The organism is Alcanivorax limicola (genome assembly GCF_019931215.1).
Lineage (GTDB): Bacteria > Pseudomonadota > Gammaproteobacteria > Pseudomonadales > Alcanivoracaceae > Isoalcanivorax > Isoalcanivorax limicola.
Genome location: NZ_JAIOUB010000003.1, coordinates 475,312 through 494,146 on the forward strand (window position 1 = coordinate 475,312; position 18,835 = coordinate 494,146).

The following is an 18,835-nucleotide window of genomic DNA, read 5'->3' on the forward strand; positions in this document are numbered from 1 at the left end:
CCTGTTTCAGCGCTCGGTACGGAAGATCAGGTCGATGGCGTTTTCGCGCGTATTGGAGCGTGTCTCCAGGCTCAGGCTGCGGCTCAGGGTGTAGCGCAGCATGACCGTGTTCAGCGCTTCGAAGAGGCCGATGCTGTAGCGCAGGTAAAGCCGTGACGACAGTTGTTTGCCGAGCATCAGTGCCGCTTCGTCCGCTTCGCCCTCGTTGTCCAGCCCCACTTCCACGCCCAGCTCCTGGCCCAGACGGTTGGTAATGAAATCCCCGCGCTCGATACCGTACAGAATAATCGCTTGCATGATGACCGCCGCGTCGGCATCGGAACCGCTGTCCAGCGGGCGCCCTGTGAGCAGATAGGACATCGCCTCGGTTTCTTCCATCGAGGGCTCGGAGAAAATGCGCGAGCGCGGGTCCTGCAGTGTGCCGCCAATGGCCAGGCCGGCGCGCACGTTATAGGCGGTGACGTGGCGCACGGCGACGATATCCAGCCCGGGGTTATCCGGCGGGCCCTGGAAAATCAGGGTGCCCCGTTCCACATGCAGATTCTGACCGTAGGCTCTGTAACGCCCATCCTCGATGCGAATTTCCCCGATCAGGCGCGGGGTGCGTCCCGGCTTGTCCTCGATGCGCACCGCGCCAGCGAAGCGCGCTTCCAGGCCGAAACCCGAGATGCGGACACGATCACCCAGGCGCACCGTAATGTCGGTATCGATCTTCCACAGTGATGCCTCTTCCTCGTCGTCCTGGAGAATGACTTCATCCCGGGACACCGAGATGGCTTGCTGCGGCAGTTCCTGGGGCGTGAACATGGCGCGTGGCACGGTGACCTCGCCGCGAATGGTAACCAGATTGCGGGCAACACTGATATCCAGGTCCGGATTGATCTCCACACGGGCGTCCGGTCGTTGCGCAGCGAGGAAATTCTCGCCCTTGATTTGCAGCCGCAATGGCCACGGCAGGGGTTCGCGCGTATCCAGGTCGCCGGTCAGGCGGATTTCGCCATCGCCAGAGCGCACCTGGCCGCTGAGGTCCAGCTCGCCGGAGCGGCGAGCGATGGCCATCAGATGGATGTCCTGCAGCGACAAGCCGACTTCCGGCACATCGGCTGCGGCCTCATCCAGCACCAGTTGACCGCCGAAGCGCGGGGCGGACACCGTGCCGCTCAGTGTCAGATCGCCGCGCAGGCGCCCGCGAATATTGCGCAGGCTCGGGGCCAGTGCCTCCACCCAGCCGAGGTCGTCCAGATGAGTATGGAGGCTGCCATTCAGGCGCGTATCGTTGCCGGCCAGTTCGGCACGCAGGTTGGCGCGGGTGCCGCTGGTATCGTCCACGTCGAAGACGAGATTGGCATCCAGCAAGGTGTCTTGCAGGTCGATATGGGCGGAAAGGCCTCGCCACACCAGTTCATAGGGTTCGTCCCGACCACTGGAGAGCGCCAGGCGACCAGCGCTGACCTGCAGGTCGGCGTTGCCTGTGTTGCGGCCCTGCCGCTGTTGGAAACTGGCGCTGAGATTGATATGCCCCTCCAGCTCTGCGGCATCTTCGGGCAGTTCCCGAGCCAGATAGGCGAGTGACAGATTGCTGAGGTCCAGGCGGGCGTCAATCGGACCGCCGGCGCGCCAGTTGCCATCCAGGCACAGGCTGCTGTCTTCGGCCACCAGACAGGCCGGGGCGATATGTGCCGCTTCGGCCGAGAAGCCCAGCGCTGCGGGACGGTCCAGCTGCCACAGGCCTGATATCGGGCTGTCCACTTCCAGCGACCGAAGCATCCCTTGCCAGGCACGCAATTCTTTCAGCATGCCGGCTACCGCCCCCCGGGTGCTGCCCTGGGGGGCGGTGATATCCCAGTCGATGCGGTGGTCGCTGGCACTGCCATCGCCCCGGGTGGCCACCCGCTCCAGCAACAGTTCGCCATCGCGCGTCAGCGCACCGGTGCTCAGGTTCAGGTTCATCACCGGTTCTTCGCTGCCGTTCCGTGCATCCACGGCCAGCAGCAGATCCTCGATGCGCCATCCTTCAAAACCTGCCAAGGGGGTGCTGATGCGGGCCTCCAGCATCGGGTTACTGCGGGTGCCGCGCACCCTGCCGTCCAGTTGCAGGGTGCCGTGCAGGCCGGGCCACAGGGCGGCCAGATCATTGCCTTCCAGGGCCAGCGTCAGATCCAGGCGCTGGTGCGCAGTGCCGCGCAGGCTGACACGGTTTGCGCCGGCGGCCAGACGCAGGTCACTGGTGATGCGGCTGTCGGTCAGGGCGTCATCCGCATGGCGCGCCAGTTGCAGGTGGCCACCGCCGCTGACGCGGTGCTGTCGCAGCGTGCCGCTGAGCTCGTTCAGTGCCAGACCCAGTGTCAGTTGCTGGTCTTCCAGACTGCCGTTGATGCGGGCATCCACCTGCAGCTGCCCGGGCATTTCCTGGATCAGCAGGCCCGGGTCGAAGTCGGTGATGGCCAGGTTCAGGTCCCAGCTGAGTGTGGGAGCCCAGGCCAGATCGCCCGAGATCAGAATATGACTCTCGGCGATGTCCAGCCTGGCTGTTTCGATGGCGAGGGATTGGCTGTCGCCCTCGGCCAGCAGGCTCAGGGTGATGGCCGGCAGATCCGGCAGGCTGGTGCCGCTGTCGAGTCGCAGACGGTAAGCCTCCGGTGTGCCGCGGATGGCGAGCGCGCCATCCGCCAGGGAAAGCGGCTGGTTGTCGGCACTGTAGAGGGTCAGGGCCTGCCAGCTGTTTTCCAGATCAAAGGCCAGCGGTTGATCGAACGGGCGCAGCATGCCGTCGCTGCGCAGGGCCAGCGGTGTGTGCAGGCGATGTTCAATGGCCAGCTCCGCCAGGGTACCGCGCACCCGGGCATCCGCCGTCGCCAGCAGGGGGGCGGCTTCTTCTGTATCGGCCGGAGCGTCCGGCCCTTCCAGTGTCTGACGTAGCGCATCAGGGACGGGGGCCTGCCAGTCAGCCCAGGTATCCAGGTGAAACGGTTGGTGCAGACCGAGCTTGCCGCCGAGGCTGATGCGATAGTCCCCCTGGCTGACAAACAGCTGTTGCAGGTGCAGTTGATCGCGGTCGGTGCTGCCAGCCAGCAATATGCTGTCGAGGACGATGTCCGTGCCGTTGGCCAGCGTCAGTGTGAAATGCGTGACACTGGCGCCGTGAATCGCTATCGAGAGCGGCAGGTTGATGTCGTCCAGCTGATCGATATGAAAGGGTGTGGTGTCTGGCTCTGGCTCGGTGCTGTCCTCCTCGCCAGGGTGAAGGGTGATGTGCAGGCGTTCCGCGCGCAGGGTATTCACGGCCAGGCGGCGTTGCAGCAGCGCCGGCATCACCAGGGCAAGACTGAAGCGGTCGCTTTCCACCGTGAATGCCGGATGCGCATAGTGCACCCCCTCAAGCGTGATGCCGTGCAGCAGTGTGCCATCAATCTGCGCGATGCTGGCGGTACCCGGTGCGTAGCTCAGGGCGCGCTCAAGCAGCCAGCGGCTGCCGCCCTCGGTTGCCATGGCTCCCAGCAGGATCAGTGGGCTGAGCAGCACCAGCAGCAGCATGGCCAGCAGGCCACGGCGTAGCCAGCGCATCAGCGCCTGCATGATGGATGCGGGGCTCACAGGTCTGGCCCCATGCTGATGTGCAGGCGGAAGGGATCACGGCCATCCGAGGGACGTGCCACATCAATGCGGATCGGGCCGATGGGGGAGCGCCAGCGTACCCCGAGTCCGTAGCCGTATAGCGCTTCGAAATCATTCAACGTGTCATACGCGTTACCCGCGTCAACAAATACGGCAACGGCCCAGCTGGGCAAAAACAGATAGTCGTATTCGATGCTGCCGGCGAGCAGGTGACGGCCACCGATGACATCGCCATCGCTGTTACGTGGACCGAGCCGTTGATAGCCGTAACCGCGCACGCTGTTGTCACCCCCGGCAAAGAAACGCACGGATGTGGGCAACTCAATGACCTCTTCGGCTTCCGTGGCACCTCCCTCGATGCGTGTTAGGATGCGGCCGCCGAGCAAGGGCATGACGGCTTTGGCGCGCCCGCGAACCTGAACAAAGGTGACTGACGATATGACACTGTCTTCCGCGCCGCGTATCTTGCCGCTGACGGTCCAGCCTCGCGTCGGGTAGATCGGATGATTGCCGCGTGTGCGGGACAGCTCAAAACCCGGCATCAGCAGATCGGTACGATCCCTGTCACCGGATATGGTGAAGAATTCACGCTCGAATTCCAGAGAGGTAGTGGCAATCCAGCCGGTACGCAGCTCGCGCAAATGCGCTGCGCCGACGCGGTAACGCTCGCTGAGGCTGGTGCCGGTGTCCTCGCGTTGGTAGCTGGATGACAGATTGACGCGCTCCCGGTTGGGATCATCCAGAGGGATTTCATAGTTGATACCGGCACCCGAGCGCACGGGCGAGGCTTCTATCTCGGTGTTGTAGCGGTGACCCCGGTCGTTGACGCGACGGTTTTCGTAACCCAGCCGGATACGTGGGCCGATATCGGTGGAAAAACCGATACCCGCCAGGTAGCCGTGCCGTGGCCGGGGTGTGGCGGTGACGTGCACCGGTATGCGCAAGGTGTCATCGTCAGGGTCTGTATCGATGCGCACCGAGCCGTAGTAGCCGCTGCCATTGAGTGACTGCTGCAGACTGATCAGTTGACGGCTTTCGAAATAATCGCCCTCGTTGAAGGGAATGAAGCGCACCGCCAGATCCTCTACCAACACACTCTGGTCCAGTGTGACGGCGCCAAACCGATAGCGCGGCCCGCTGTCGAGCGCCAGCCGTACATGGGCCTTGCCCGTGTCAATATCAACTTCGAGGCGGCTCTCGAGCAACTCGCTTTGCAGGTAGCCACGGTCCGCTGCCAGCCGCACCAGTGCCGTCTTCATGGCCTCGTAATCAGAATGCCGGAGGGGGTCATCCTCGCGAATGCGCGGCTCACGCAGCAGTTGACGAAAGGCGAGGTCATCCTCGGCCTCGCCGGTAATGCGGATATCCACCTCACCCACCGTGATGCGCTGGCCGGGTGTCACGGTCATCAGCAGACGCCAGCAACTGTTACGGCGTTCGAGTTCGGTGGTGATGTCGGTGCGGTAGTAGCCCAGCGCCCGCATGGCGTTGTCGGCGCGTTCACGGGCCGTGCGTAACAGCGCACGTTCGCGCCAGCTGGGCAGTTCACACGGTTCATTGGCGATGTTCACATGGGCGCGAATATTTTCTTGCACCTCATCGCTGCCCCCGCTGATCTGCATCACGGGCTCAGCCTGTGCGGCGGCTGTCGTCATCCACAGCACCGTCCCCCATACCACCACAGCGCCGAGGGCGCGCGCATAGCGCCGCCGGTTCGGACGCGATGATGTGGAAGTGGTGGACGACGTGCCCGTGAAGAGTAGCTGCATCAGGTGCCTGTGCGCGTGAGTGGTGACAAAGCGTTGACGAAAGTGGCCTGCACAGGGCCGATGCTACACCTCGGCGAGGCCGACCCAAGTGAAGCGCGACAACTTAGCAGATACCGCTGACAGTTTGCAGTTCAGATCATCGGTAGAGAAGGGCAAACATTGAAAAAAACGAGGAAACAGCTGGGCCGTCAGTAATCACGAGAGTAGTCGTCGGCACTGGGGCGCTTTTTCAGGCGCCGTTGCAATGTCCGCCGGTGGATGCCCAGCGTGCGTGCGGCAGCCGATATATTGCCCTCATGCTCTTCCAGAACCCGTTGTATATGCTCCCACTCCAGGCGTTCCAGTGAGGGGGGCGCGCTGGGTAGCGACGGAGTTTCCGTATCGGGATTGGCGGACAGCGCGCCCAGAATCTCGTCCAGGCTGGCGGGCTTGGTCAGATAGTTGTGCGCCCCGCGCCGGGTGGCCGCTACCGCCGTGGGGATGCTGCCGTAGCCCGTCAGCATCAGTATCCGACACTTCGGGGAGTGGGCCAGTACCGGCTCGATCAGGTCGAGACCGTTATCGTCACCGAGATTGAGATCCAGAATCGCCGCATCCAGCGGCGCGCTTCTTGTTGCGAGCACCGCCCGGCATTCCTCCGCACATGACGCGATGACCACATCATGGTCGCGGCGGGTCAGCACCCGTTGCAACTGGGTGCGCAGCGCGTCGTCGTCCTCGACAACCAGAATCTGCTGAGTCATGCCTGTTCTCCGTCGGTCGGCGCCACCGGCTTGTCCGTGGTGGCCTGTTGCACCGGGGCGGTCAGGATAATACGGGCCTGGGTCCAGCGGCGATCAAAGTCCAGTTCAAGCTCGGCGCCGAGCGCCGCAAGGCTGGTTTCTACCAGCGCCAGACCGATACCCATGCCGTTGCTCCCGGCATGTCGGCTTTGCGGCGTCTGCTGGCGTGGCCCATCGTCACTGATCTGGATGATGGTGCCGTTGGCACTGGTGGTGCAGGCAATCAGCAGCCTGCCGGCGCCGGCATCGCAGGCGTTGTAGCCCAGATTGGCGAGCACGCGCTGCCAGGTGGTGGCGTCGGTGAGCAGCGGATCAAACGGGCCTTCCCAGGTCACCGTCAATGACGGGGCCAGGTGCTTCAGGGTTGCTGCAAGGTCCTGGCACAGTGCGGACAGCGGCTGTGGCGTATTCAGGGCTCCATTGTCGCTCCCCGGGGGACGCAGCAGCGCGGCGATGCGGCGGCTCAGTGCACTGATCTGGGTCAGATCTTCCCGGCAGTCGGCAGGCAGTTCCTCGCGGCTGGCCAGGTCTTCACTGAGCAGCAACAGGGTGGAGAGCGGCGTATTCAACTCATGAGCCCGGTCAGCGAGCGTCGCGCCGATCTGGTACATGCGCTCGCGCTGCAGCGCCAGGGTCAGGGCCGTGCTGTGGCTGCGCTGGGTTTGTTGTTGCGCTTGCCGGAGCAATTGGCCAAGCAGCGTCAGCAGCAGCGCCACCAGCGTAAAGGCCAGCCACATGCCCAGACCGTGATTGGGGTGCATGTCGTGCGTCAGCGCATGCAGGTGGGTGTCATGACGGGGCACCAGATGCCAGTGCAGGGTCAATCCATAACCGGCGAGGGCGACCAGCGTCTGCATCAGGCTGGCCATCAGAGGCAGGGACATGGCGGCGATCAGGACGGGCAGCAGCAGATAGAACGCGAGCGGGTTTGAGGAGCCGCCGAGTTGGTGCAGCAGCGCCATGAACAGCAGTTGATCGAGCAGGATCTCGGCCCACAACAGCAGCCACTGGATGCGGCCCGTGCGATTGCGGGTGGCCAGAAAGAGCAGTGACGGAAGCCAGAGCAGGGCCAGCCAGAAAAGAGCCAGCACTGTGGGAACAGGAGAGGCGGCCTGCAGGTCGGCAACCAGATAAAGCATGCCCAGTGCGGTGACCAGGCCGCCGCGAAGAAACAGCAGGCGCCGACGCCAGGCGCGAGGATCGTTCCAGCTGGTCTGCATGGGGCTCCGGGAGGTGGTGGCGATGAGGCGGATATTGTACCCGGCTCAGGTGATTCGGGGGTGCGGCAATTTGCCTGGGGAGACAGCGGCGCGCCTCAGGGTGCCAGTTCAGCGCGCCAGGGTGGCGACCCCTTGCAACAGTTCACCAGCGAAGCCCGGCAGCTTCGGGTGGCGGCGACGTTGTAGCCCACGGGTGTCAAAACCGGATTGCTGCAACAGCGTGCCGGTGTCTCGAGTCAACTGACAGCCGCAGGCGAGGTGCCGCCATACCGGATTGAGGCCATGCTGGATCAGGCGGGTGCTTTTGCGTTCGCTTTCCACATGCTCCAGCACCAGCAGCTGACCGTCGGGCTTGAGCACGCGAGCAATCTCGCGCGCCGCTGCCTCCCGGTCGGGAATGGTGCAGAACACCAGGCAAGCCACCACCGTATCAAAGCTGCAATCCTCGTAAGGCAGCGCTTCCGCACCGGCTTCGACAAGGTGAAAGCGTGTCGGGCGGGGCAGGCTCAGGGCATGCGCCCGGGCCCGCGCCAACATGGCCGCGCCGGGCTCAATGCCATGGATGTCGCTGGCATGGTCACGGTAGCGACTGAAGTTGGCGCCGGTGCCGACGCCTAGCTCCAACACCGTGCCACGCGCGCTGGCAAGCAGGGCATCCCGGTCCCGGTCAAGCGGGCGGGTGGCCCAGTCAAGCAAGGGCGGGAACAGGGTGTCGGCGTACCAGCTCATGACTGCACCGCTATTCTACGTCCGGCAACGCGTAGTCCCGCGGATTTTCCATCATGTCCCGGTTCAATGGCGGGCTCAGGACGTTGGTCAGGTTATGGTCGGTAGTCCGGCTGAACCGCCGGCGATGGCGCTCGAAAGCGCGGAAGCTGCGGTAATGCTGGTCGTACAGATGAGCTTCCTGCAGGCGCTTGAAGGCGTACATGGTATCCAGCGCATCCATGGACCAGGTGGGTGTGTAGCGCGTTGCCCGGGTCAGGTAATCAATCGCCTGGTTGAGATCGCGCTTGCGGCTCATGTACATGATGGCGTTGGCGTATTCGTAATTGAGAATCGGAATATCCGGCGCCATTTCAAATGCCTTGGCAAAGGATTCATCCACCACCACACTGCGTGCGCCATAGGTCATGCGGCCTGTCGCACGGCCCACGCGGCGCATGATATTGGCATCTACAGCAGCACGAAACGCATGACCCAGAGGATGATCCGGCTCAATCTCGACGATCTCCTCCGCATTATCCTTGATCAGACCGATATAGCCGCGCACCACGATGACGGGCACCGGAGACTCTTCTGCGATGCGGGCGATGGCGTAGGCGTGCCCGAGTTTGGTAAAGGCTACCAGCTCAGAGGCGATAGGATCGTCTTCCAGGCGGTCAACGAGATAGATATGTTCGCGGATGCGGTTGGCGGCATCCTGAAGCATCATGTATTTCTCGCTCTGACGGTCTGCCAGGTAAATGGCGTAGGTGATCTGCGAAAACATTGCCGGGTACAGGCCCATGATGCCGAGCTTGAGGCCGTCTTCACGGGCTTGCTGGAAGTCCCCGCGCAGAAACAGACGCCAGACCTCAACCAGTCGGCGGCTGAGATCCTCGTAACCGCGGAAGTTCTCCACATTTTCGAGAATTTCCGGGTGGTTGGAGCCCATGTACTCCAGATAGCCGGCGGACGGGAAGGGCGCACGGAGGCCGATCATGAACTCGCCCCAGCGTGCTTCAATTTCTGCGGGTGAGTAATCGAAGAAGCGCTTGTTGTAGGGCACATCATTCCAGCGTGTCAGAAAGATGCGCTCATCCACCGGAATATCGATATAGGACAGCTCTTCCGGGGTGACCTCATCCATCTCGTCGTCGGGACCGTCGTCGGTGAGGGCGTGTGCTTTCAGGGAGAGGGTGGTCGCAAGCAACAGTACAAGCCAGACCATGCTGGCAGCAGCAGGTTTTGTTTTCATGTCGGGGCTCTTTTTAAGTCTTGTTTTATGTCTTGCAGGTCTTTTTTTTGTGATGTCGTGCTTCTTTTCGGTGCCTGAGCCCAGACATTGCCACAATCCCGGCCTCTTTGAACAGACCGTCCGGCGACCCGGGCAATCCCGGAGTGGCCCAGGGCGCGTTGTAAACCGCCATCAAGATGTGCCAAACGAAGAGTCTGTAATGATTTATATATAGATATCAGCGAGTTATTGATGCGCGGGGCGTGGTGCGAGGATGCCTGCCTTGCTCTGCGGGCAAGGCAGCTTTTCGTCACATTATTGTAAACGGCGCTTCAGAATGTCCAGGTAACCGGCGGACTGGGCATGGTTGGCAATGATGTCTGCCAGGGTACGTCCGGCCGGGTCGGTGGCGCTGACGTTGCCACCGGCATCGGTGAAGATATCCAGGAAACGGTCGAAATCCTCTTCACGCAGGCTGCGGTAGGCACGTTGCAGCAGATGGAAATCTGCGTTCAGGCCGCTTTCAGGCTGGCCGCCGAGAAAGGCCCTGATCTGTTCGTCGGTCATCGGCTCGCCGATCACCTTCTTCTTGTCTTTCCGCTCACTCATGGGGATCTCTCCTGCTGGGGGCGGCATTATCCGGGGGTTGTGTCGGGGATTCAACCGTTGAGGGCGGGCCAGCGGAACGGGATGCTGTACCGGGTCATCAGGCCGCCCACGGTGATCAGCACGCGCACCATGGCCACGAACGGGTCTGGTATCCGCAAATGCAGGCGGCGGAATTCATCCATCAACGTGCGCAGGTTGCTGGCCAGTGTGGCGTCATGCTCGCGCGCGGCAATCAGCGCTTGCGACAGCAATGTCAGACGCGCTTCGTCGACGCCCCCGAAGCCGGCGGCCTCAAACAGGGGCAACAACGGTGTGCCATCGCTCTTCAGGAGTGCCATCAACAGGAGCGTATAGCGCTGCCGATCTTCCGCGCTGAGGTGTTCTACGGCGCCAAGATCCAGTACGGCCAGTGTCTTGCTGTCCATGGCAATGAAGTTGCCGGGATGAGGGTCGGCGTGGAACAGGCCGAACTCCAGTACCTGTTGCAGCGTGCTGTCCAGCAGCGTTTCCAGCAACGGCTTTATCCGGGTTTCGTCGTCGGCTTCCAGTATCTGGGACAGGCTGGGGCCTTCCATCCATTCAGTCACCAGCAGCCGCTCGCTGCACAACGCCGGAAACACCCGGGGCACGCGGATGTTCGGACCGTGGGGCAGAGCGGAGAATTCTTCCAGATGCCGGGCCTCCTCATTGAAGTCCAGCTCGCGCTCGGTGGTCGCAATCAGCTGGTTGACCACCTGGCGCAGATCAACCTCCCGCAACAGGGGGGCCAGCACGCGGGTCAGTGCCCGCAAGGCAGCAGCATCTTCGTGGAATTCCTGACGCACTCTTGGCAGCTGCAACTTCACCGCGACTTCGGTGCCGTCGGCCAGTGTTGCGCGGTGCACCTGGGCGATGGAGGCGGAGGCAACGGGGATGATGTTGAAGGCGCTGAACGTGCTGGCCCAGTCCTTGCCCAGCAATTCCTCCAGCCACGGCTGCACATCGTCAAAATGGGCGCTGGGCGCATCTTCGCGCAGGGCGGTGAAGGCGTCGATGTAAGGCGGGGGAAGCAGGTCTGGCCGGCAGCTCAGGAACTGGGCGAACTTGATCCAGGCGCCGCCGTTACGGCGGCAGAGCTCCGCCACGGCAGTTGCTACATCTTCGTGCAGTGGCATACGCGCGTCTTCGTCTTTACTGCGCAGCAGATCCCGGTGTTGCCACAAGGCCTGCTGCAGCTGACGAATGGTGCCCAGAACGCGAATATAGCGGCCACGCCCGTGCCAGATCAGGCGTGGGGCGCTGATCCGGGTGCGGGCGGGCGATGCTGGCCCTGATGATGCTGGCATACTGACTCCCCGGTAGTGCCTCTTTATGACACAAATGCCGGGAGCGTGTCCAAAGTCACCGAACTGATGCTCTGGCTCAGAGCCCGAGCACCATTTTGGCGATGATATTGCGCTGAATCTCGTTGGAGCCGCCGTAAATGGTCGTGGCGCGGGTATTCAGATAGGTCGAGAGGACGGGCACGCCGCCCGCCGGGCCAACGGGCGTCACATCCCCGGCCTGTTTCGGGTCCAGTGCCGCTGGCTGCCAGACCTGGTTGTACGGCCCGAGTGCTTCGACCGCCAACTCGGTAATGTGCTGTGCCGCCTCCGAGCCGATGATCTTCAGCATGGAGGAAATGGCGCCCGGGTTCTGGCCGCCCTCCAGTGCTGACATGACTTTCAGTTCTGCGGCCTCCACGGCGCGCACATTGACTTCTGCGCGGGCCAGTTTGAGGCGGAACAGCTCGTCGTCGATGGCGCGCTCGCCAGCATGCCCCTGGCTTGCCAGATGCCGGACTTTCTGCAGCGAGACGTGCAGGCGTGGGCTGTAGGCCTGGCCGCCACGCTCGAACTCCAGCAGGTATTTGGCCACACTCCAGCCATCGTTTTCCTGACCCACAACATTGCTGACCGGGACGCGCACATCCTCGAAGAACACCTGGTTCTGTTCGTGCTCGCCACTGATGCTGATAATGGGGTCAACGGTCAGGCCGGGGGTTTTCATGTCCAGCAGCAGGAAGGTGATGCCTTGTTGTGGCTTGCCGTCGGAGCGGGTGCGCACCAGCAGAAACATATGGCTGGCGTGATGGGCGTAGGTCGTCCAGATCTTGGAGCCGTTCAGCACATAGTGGTCCCCGTCGCGCTCGGCCCGGAGTTTCAGTGATGCCAGATCGGAGCCGGATTGCGGTTCGGAATACCCCTGACACCAGAAGTGATCGCCGCTGAGCATGGGGGGCAAATAGGTCTGCTGCTGCGCCGTCGAGCCCTTGCCGATCAGGCAGGGGCCGCACATATCCAGGCCCATGGGCAGCAGGCGCGGCGCATCTGCGGCGGCCGTTTCCACCGCGTAAATATAGTGTCGCGTAATGCTCCAGCCGGTGCCGCCGAAGGCTTCCGGCCAGGAGGGCGCGGCCCAGCCCTTCTTCTCATGCAGAATGCGCTGCCAGGCCATGGCGGCCTCGAAATCCGCAAACACGCTGGTCATCAGGGCGCCTGCCCGGCGCAATGTTGGCGTGAGGTTGTCGTTGAGAAAATCCCGGACTTCTTCCTGGAACTGACGGTCGTCGCTGGAGAGCGTGAGTTTCATGATCTGGTGATCCCCGTGCATGGGCGGCTGGCGGATGAGCGCCTAAGGTACCAATCACGGATGGATATGACCACTGGGTCATATTGTCCGGGCAGACATTTCCGCCCAGCTTTTTGATGGCCTGCGTCAGGACAGGCAGGGTGGGAAGAGGAGGCAATGGCCGGCCTGTGAAACAGGCCGGCCAGAGGTGGTGCTTAGCTGATCGCCATATCTTTCAGTTTTTTCAGCGGGCGAATCTTGACCGCAGTGCTGGCCGGCTTGGCCTTGAACACGGTCTCTTCACCCGTGAAGGGGTTGATGCCCTTGCGCGCCTTGGTGGCCGGCTTTTTCACGGTGGTGATTTTCATCAGGCCTGGCAGGGTGAACTGGCCAGCCCCACGCTTCTTGACGTGACCTTCGATGATGCTGGTCAGCTCTTCCATTACCGCAGTGACCTGCTTCTTGGTCAGGCCAGTGGATTCAGCGATGCTGGCGGTTACCTGGGTCTTGCTCATGGGTTCGGTGATCGCCTTGACCTTGCGAGCAGCGGCCGGAGCGGCAGCCTTGGCAGCGGGTTTCTTGGCGACGGTTTTCTTGGCAGCAGCTTTCTTTTTAACGGCCATGGATTTGCGTACCCCTGTCTGAGTTGCTGTTTTACGGTGTGTTCCGCGCCTGTTATATGCGATGAAGCTGGTGTCAGCAAGCGTTCGGACCCTGTTTTTCAGGGTTTTTTTGCAATTTCGGGTGGTTGAGAGGCGGTCCAGCGGATACAGGTGCGCCGGGTTACTGCCGTATAGCGCGCCGGCATGGCTGCCCGCCGGGTGAGTCGCTATACTATGCCGCCTTTCGCGGCCCTGATGCCGCGCCGTCTGATCCAGCGGAACGAGATGTTATGCGAAGCCATTATTGCGGTGATTTGAGAGCCTCCCACGACGGGGAGCAGGTGACCTTGTGCGGTTGGGTGCATCGCCGCCGGGACCATGGCGGGGTGATCTTCCTCGATCTGCGTGACCGGGCTGGCCTGGTGCAGGTGGTTTTCGATCCGGATACCGTCGAGGCATTTGCCCTGGCCGACAGGATGCGCAGCGAATACGTGGTGCAGGTGCAGGGTCTGGTGCGCCTGCGCGACGAGGCAGTGCGCAACAGCCGCATGACCACCGGCGACATCGAAGTGCTGGGCACGGGGCTGACCCTGCTCAACACCTCCGAGACACCGCCTTTCGAGCTGGACGAGCACAGCCAGGCGGGCGAGGAAGTGCGCCTGAAGTACCGTTACCTGGATTTGCGCCGGCCGGAAGTGCTGGCCAGCTTCCGCTTCCGCTCGAAGCTCACCGCTGCCGTGCGCAGCGCGCTGGAAGAGCAGGGCTTCATGGATGTGGAAACACCGATCCTGACCAAGGCGACTCCGGAAGGCGCGCGGGACTATCTGGTGCCCAGCCGCACCCATCCGGGCAGCTTCTTTGCGCTGCCGCAATCACCGCAGCTGTTCAAACAGTTGTTGATGGTGGCCGGCTTTGATCGCTACTACCAGATCGCCAAGTGTTTCCGCGACGAAGATCTGCGCGCGGATCGTCAGCCCGAATTTACCCAGATCGACCTTGAAGCATCTTTTGTCACGGAAGACGACATCATCTCGATCACCGAAGCGATGGTGCGCAAGGTGTTTGCGCAGCTGCTGGACGTGACGCTGCCGGAATTTCCGCGCATGCCTTTCGCGGAGGCCATGCGCCGCTTCGGGTCGGACAAGCCGGACCTGCGCATTCCGCTGGAGCTGGTGGATATTGCTGACTTGCTGGCGAGTGTGGATTTCAAGGTCTTTGCCGGCCCGGCCAACGATCCGAAGGGGCGCGTTGCTGCGCTGCGGGTACCGGGTGGTTGCGAGATGAGCCGCAAGGAGATTGACGAGTATACGAAGTTTGTCAGCATCTACGGTGCGCGCGGGCTGGCCTACATCAAGGTCAACGATCTGACAGCAGGCAATGACGGTCTGCAGTCGCCGATTCTGAAGTTCCTGACGGACGATGCCATCGCGGGCATTCTGGCGCGTACGGGCGCGCAGACCGGCGACCTGATTTTCTTCGGTGCGGACAAGGCAAAAGTCGTCAACGAAGCGCTGGGTGCACTGCGTGTGCGCGTCGGCCACGACCGCGGTCTGGTCGAGGGTGACTGGGCGCCGCTGTGGGTGGTGGACTTCCCGATGTTCGAGGAAGACGACGATGGCCACTGGGCGGCGTTGCATCACCCCTTCACCATGCCGTCCTGTTCGGCGGAAGAGCTGGCGGCCAATCCCGGCGCCGCCCTGTCCAAAGCCTATGACATGGTGCTCAACGGCACGGAGCTGGGTGGCGGTTCCATCCGTATCCACGAGTCGGCCATGCAGCGGGCGGTCTTCAAGGCGCTGGGTATCAGCGATGAAGAAGCCGAGGAGAAATTCGGTTTTCTGCTGGACGCACTCAAGTTCGGCGCGCCGCCCCATGGTGGTCTGGCCTTCGGCCTGGATCGCATGGTGATGCTGATGACCGGGGTGGATTCCATCCGTGATGTGATTGCCTTCCCGAAAACCCAGACTGCTGCCTGCCCGCTGACCCAGGCCCCGGCAGAGGTGGCCAGTCGTCAGCTGCGCGAGCTGGGCATCCAGCTGCGCAAGGCAGACGTCTGATACGTACATATTAAGTCGATGCACAGATAAAAGAATGAGGTTGCCATGGCCGGCCACAGCAAATGGGCGAATATCAAACACCGCAAGGCGGCGCAGGATGCCAAGCGGGGCAAGGTCTTTACCAAGCTGATTCGTGAAATCACGGTGGCAGCACGGCTCGGCGGCCCGGAGCCCAATGACAACCCGCGCCTGCGCGCGGTGGTGGACAAGGCGCTCACCGCCAACATGACCCGCGACACCATTGATCGGGCCATCAAGCGCGGTGTCGGTGCGGATGACGGCGCCGACATGTCCGAGATCACCTATGAGGGCTATGGGCCCAGCGGCGTGGCGGTGCTGGTGGAAACCATGACCGACAACGTCAACCGCACGGTGTCGGATGTGCGTCACGGCTTCACCAAACACGGCGGCAATCTGGGCACCAATGGTTCGGTGGCCTATCTGTTCTCCAAGCGCGGCGAGATCATTCTCGAGCCGGGCCCGGAAGAAGACACCTTGCTGGAGCTGGCCCTGGAGGCTGGTGCAGAGGATGTGCAGACCCACGAAGATGGCTCCTATACCGTGATCACTGCCGCCGATCGCAGTTTTGGCGAGGTGGTGGATGCGCTCAAGGCGGCGGGTATCGAACCGGCTAATGCCGAGGTGACCATGCACCCGAGCACCGAAGCCGAGGTGGATGGCGATACCGCCGCCACCGTGATGAAAATGATTGATCACCTGGAAGACCTGGACGATGTGCAGAATGTCTACACCAACGTCCGTCTGCCGGATGACTTCGAGCTCTGAATCCGAGCGTGCGGCGCGGCGCGGCAAGCGGGCCTTGCATACTGTCCATAAGTTGAGTATCAATGCCGCATGACACGGATACTCGGCATTGACCCTGGTTCCCGGTTTACCGGTTACGGCCTGATTGATCAGGTTGGCCAGACGTCGCGCATGGTCGCCTGCGGCACTATTGCCACCAGCGGCGATGACATCGCCCCCCGGTTGGGCCAGATCTTTCGCGAGTTGGCCCAGGTGGTGGACCTGCACAGCCCGGTGGAAGTGGGCATCGAGAAAGTCTTCATGGCACGCAATGCCGATTCGGCGCTCAAGCTGGGCCAGGCCCGTGGGGCTGCCATTGCTGCGGTGGTCCAGCATGATCTGCCGGTATTCGAATATTCCGCCCGGCAGGTCAAGCAGGCGCTGGTAGGGCGTGGCGGTGCCGAAAAACAACAAGTGGCGCAGATGGTCTGTTATCTGCTGGGGCTCGAGAAGGCCCCGCAGGCGGATGCTGCTGACGCGCTGGCCATCGCCATCTGTCATGCCCACATGCGTGTGACGCTGGCACGCATGGCCGGCGCGACTGCCATACGACGAGGACGGATCCGATGATTGGACGTTTGCGCGGCATCCTCATAGAAGCCCGCCCGCCGCAATTGCTGGTTGAAGTGGGCGGCGTGGGCTACGAAGTCGAGGCCCCGATGACCGCCTTTTACCAGCAGACCCCGCCGGGCCAGGAAATCCTCCTGCACACCCATCTTGTGGTGCGTGAAGATGCGCAACTGCTGTACGGTTTTATTGATCGCTTCGAGCGTGAGCTGTTTCGGGCGCTGATCAAGGTGAACGGCGTTGGCCCGAAGATGGCGCTGGGTATCCTCTCGGGTATCGAAGCCGCGCGACTGGTACGCTGCATCGAAGAGCAGGATACGACCTCACTGGTACGCGTGCCTGGCATCGGCAAGAAGACAGCAGAACGCCTGGTGATCGAGATGCGCGACCGGATCGGTCGCCTGGAAGGCACTATTGCGATCACCGGCGCGGCCGGCGCATCGGCGCCGGCCGGTAGCGCACGGCAGGACGCGGTGGCGGCGCTGGAGGCGCTGGGATATCGCCCCAGGGATGCGGAGCAAGCGCTGGCGAAAGTGCTGGACGCAGGGGCTGATGATCACAGCAGCCTCGATAGCGCTGAGTTGATTCGCCTGGCGCTGAAGAATCTTGCGCGATGACCTGCATGCGGCAACGACAGTTTGCCCCCGGGAGTGATCATGGAGACTGAACGGATTATTTCTGCAGAGACCGGCCCGGGTGACGAGCAACTGGAGCGGGTGATTCGTCCGGCGAGCCTGGCCGATTACCGTGGCCAGCCGAAAGTGACCCAGCGCATGGAGATCTTTATTGATGCCGCACGCATGCGCAAGGAAGCGCTGGATCATACGCTGCTGTTCGGGCCGCCCGGCCTCGGCAAGACCACACTCGCGAACATTATCGCCCGGGAAATGGGCGCAGACCTGAAAAGCACCTCGGGCCCGGTGCTGGAAAAAGCCGGCGACCTGGCGGCACTGCTGACCAATCTCGAGCCCGGTGATGTGCTGTTCGTGGACGAGATTCATCGTCTCTCTCCCGTGGTGGAGGAGATTCTTTATCCGGCCATGGAAGACTATCAGCTGGATATCATGATCGGTGAAGGGCCTGCCGCGCGCTCCATCAAGATCGAACTGCCGCCGTTTACCCTGGTGGGCGCGACCACACGCGCCGGGCTGCTGACCGCGCCGTTGCGGGATCGCTTCGGTATTGTCCAGCGCCTGGAGTTCTATTCGGTGGAGGATCTGACCGGTATCGTCACCCGCTCCTGCGATATTTTTGCCTTGAGCGTGGAGCCGGAGGGGGCCAGTGAGATTGCCCGCCGCGCCCGGGGCACGCCACGGATTGCCAACCGTCTGCTGCGCCGGGTGCGGGATTACGCCGAAGTGCGTGGCGATGGACGTATTACCGGTGACATCGCGCGCGCTGCGCTGGATATGCTGGAAGTGGATGCCTGTGGTCTGGACGGCACCGACCGGCGTCTGCTGCTCACCATGATGGAAAAATTCGATGGCGGCCCGGTCGGGCTGGAAAGTCTGGCCGCCGCGCTGAATGAGGATGCGGGGACGCTGGAGGAAGTGGTCGAGCCCTATCTGATCCAGCAGGGGTTTATCCATCGCACGCCGCGCGGGCGTCAGGTGACCAACCATGCCTGGCGACATTTCGGCCTGCGGGCGCCGGAGCGCAATAATGTGGGCGGCGTTGGCGGGGCGAGTGCCGGTGATCTCTTTGACGTCTGAGTGCCTGGCGGTGAGATGGCGGAGGCCGTTTAACACTTTTTTCGATAAACGGCGGGTTTTATGACCAAAAATCAGGAATTTACACTCCCTTTGCGCGTCTATATCGAAGACACTGACGCCGGTGGGATTGTCTACTACGTGAATTACCTCAAATTCATGGAGCGCGCGCGGACCGAGTTTCTGCGCACACTGGGGTATCAGCACTACGGGCTGGCGGAAGAAGACTTCCAGTTTGTGGTGCATTCCTGTGCAGTGCGTTACTTGAAGCCCGCACGTATTGATGATGCCTTGAGTGTCACCGCCCGCCTGAGCAAGGCGGGGCGGGTGGCGCTCGATTTCGTTCAGCAGGTATGGCGGGGCGAGGAACTGTTGTGCGAAGCGCAGGTCAAGGTGGCCTGCGTGCGGGCCAGTGACATGCGCCCGCGCGGTTTGCCGGCACCTTTGCAGGCCGCGATGCAGGCTCAGGTTATTCGCCACGCGTAAGAACAACGACGCGTAAGAACAACGATATGTCATTGTCTGGTCATTGACTGACGGGACGCTGTGAAACGGTAACAGGAGACGGGGTAG

16 protein-coding genes are annotated in these 18,835 nt (G+C 62.3%); 6 read left to right on the forward strand and 10 right to left on the reverse strand.

What is annotated here, in order from left to right; translation table 11 throughout:
* Positions 1–6: 6 nt before the first annotated feature.
* The 10 genes from K8B33_RS16230 to K8B33_RS12320 all read right to left on the reverse strand — a co-directional run bounded on the left by K8B33_RS16230 (position 7) and on the right by K8B33_RS12320 (position 13,146).
* On the reverse strand, positions 7–3,594 hold the full coding sequence (locus tag K8B33_RS16230; RefSeq protein ID WP_223426870.1) for a translocation/assembly module TamB domain-containing protein: 3,588 nt from the start codon (positions 3,592–3,594) through the stop codon (positions 7–9).
* On the reverse strand, positions 3,591–5,270 hold the full coding sequence (locus K8B33_RS12280) for an autotransporter assembly complex protein TamA (RefSeq protein WP_223426871.1): 1,680 nt from the start codon (positions 5,268–5,270) through the stop codon (positions 3,591–3,593). The genes K8B33_RS16230 and K8B33_RS12280 overlap by 4 nt, the downstream gene beginning before the upstream one ends.
* A gap of 302 nt (positions 5,271–5,572) precedes the next feature.
* A complete protein-coding gene (locus K8B33_RS12285) occupies positions 5,573–6,127 on the reverse strand; it encodes a response regulator transcription factor (RefSeq protein WP_223426872.1) in 555 nt (184 codons plus the stop codon).
* Entirely contained in the window at positions 6,124–7,386 is a 1,263-nt protein-coding gene (locus tag K8B33_RS12290; protein ID WP_223426874.1) for a sensor histidine kinase, read from the reverse strand. Before K8B33_RS12290 ends, K8B33_RS12285 begins: the two co-directional genes overlap by 4 nt.
* 108 nt (positions 7,387–7,494) lie before the next feature.
* Positions 7,495–8,115, reverse strand: coding sequence for a class I SAM-dependent methyltransferase (locus K8B33_RS12295; protein WP_223426877.1), 621 nt, complete (start codon positions 8,113–8,115; stop codon positions 7,495–7,497).
* Positions 8,116–8,125: 10 nt separating this feature from the next.
* On the reverse strand, positions 8,126–9,346 hold the full coding sequence (locus K8B33_RS12300; protein WP_223426879.1) for a hypothetical protein: 1,221 nt from the start codon (positions 9,344–9,346) through the stop codon (positions 8,126–8,128).
* Between the two features lie 294 nt (positions 9,347–9,640).
* Positions 9,641–9,934, reverse strand: coding sequence for a PA4642 family protein (locus tag K8B33_RS12305; RefSeq protein ID WP_223426882.1), 294 nt, complete (start codon positions 9,932–9,934; stop codon positions 9,641–9,643).
* Between the two features lie 50 nt (positions 9,935–9,984).
* On the reverse strand, positions 9,985–11,259 hold the full coding sequence (locus K8B33_RS12310; protein ID WP_223426884.1) for an ABC1 kinase family protein: 1,275 nt from the start codon (positions 11,257–11,259) through the stop codon (positions 9,985–9,987).
* Positions 11,260–11,335: 76 nt separating this feature from the next.
* Positions 11,336–12,544, reverse strand: a complete 1,209-nt coding sequence (locus tag K8B33_RS12315) for an acyl-CoA dehydrogenase family protein (protein ID WP_223426886.1) — start codon at positions 12,542–12,544, stop codon at positions 11,336–11,338.
* 194 nt (positions 12,545–12,738) lie between these two features.
* Complete coding sequence (locus tag K8B33_RS12320; protein WP_223426888.1) at positions 12,739–13,146, reverse strand: HU family DNA-binding protein; 408 nt, start codon at positions 13,144–13,146, stop codon at positions 12,739–12,741.
* A 269-nt stretch (positions 13,147–13,415) separates the two neighbouring features.
* Here K8B33_RS12320 and aspS point away from each other — a divergent pair, with 269 nt between their 5' ends.
* The 6 genes from aspS (at position 13,416) to ybgC (ending at position 18,748) form a co-directional block, all read left to right on the forward strand.
* The gene (aspS, locus tag K8B33_RS12325) at positions 13,416–15,182 is read left to right on the forward strand and encodes an aspartate--tRNA ligase (RefSeq protein ID WP_223426890.1); all 1,767 of its coding nucleotides are present in this window, start codon (positions 13,416–13,418) and stop codon (positions 15,180–15,182) included.
* Positions 15,183–15,227: 45 nt separating this feature from the next.
* Positions 15,228–15,968 (forward strand): YebC/PmpR family DNA-binding transcriptional regulator, encoded by a 741-nt coding sequence (locus tag K8B33_RS12330; protein WP_223426892.1) that lies wholly within the window; start codon positions 15,228–15,230, stop codon positions 15,966–15,968.
* 69 nt (positions 15,969–16,037) lie between these two features.
* Complete coding sequence (gene ruvC, locus K8B33_RS12335) at positions 16,038–16,556, forward strand: crossover junction endodeoxyribonuclease RuvC (protein ID WP_223426895.1); 519 nt, start codon at positions 16,038–16,040, stop codon at positions 16,554–16,556.
* A complete protein-coding gene (gene ruvA / locus K8B33_RS12340) occupies positions 16,553–17,170 on the forward strand; it encodes a Holliday junction branch migration protein RuvA (protein WP_223426898.1) in 618 nt (205 codons plus the stop codon). The genes ruvC and ruvA overlap by 4 nt, the downstream gene beginning before the upstream one ends.
* Before the next feature lie 39 nt (positions 17,171–17,209).
* Positions 17,210–18,265: a Holliday junction branch migration DNA helicase RuvB gene (gene ruvB / locus K8B33_RS12345; RefSeq protein ID WP_223426901.1), complete on the forward strand. Its 1,056-nt coding sequence runs from the start codon at positions 17,210–17,212 to the stop codon at positions 18,263–18,265.
* A gap of 60 nt (positions 18,266–18,325) precedes the next feature.
* Positions 18,326–18,748, forward strand: coding sequence for a tol-pal system-associated acyl-CoA thioesterase (gene ybgC / locus K8B33_RS12350; protein WP_223426902.1), 423 nt, complete (start codon positions 18,326–18,328; stop codon positions 18,746–18,748).
* Positions 18,749–18,835 lie beyond the last annotated feature (87 nt).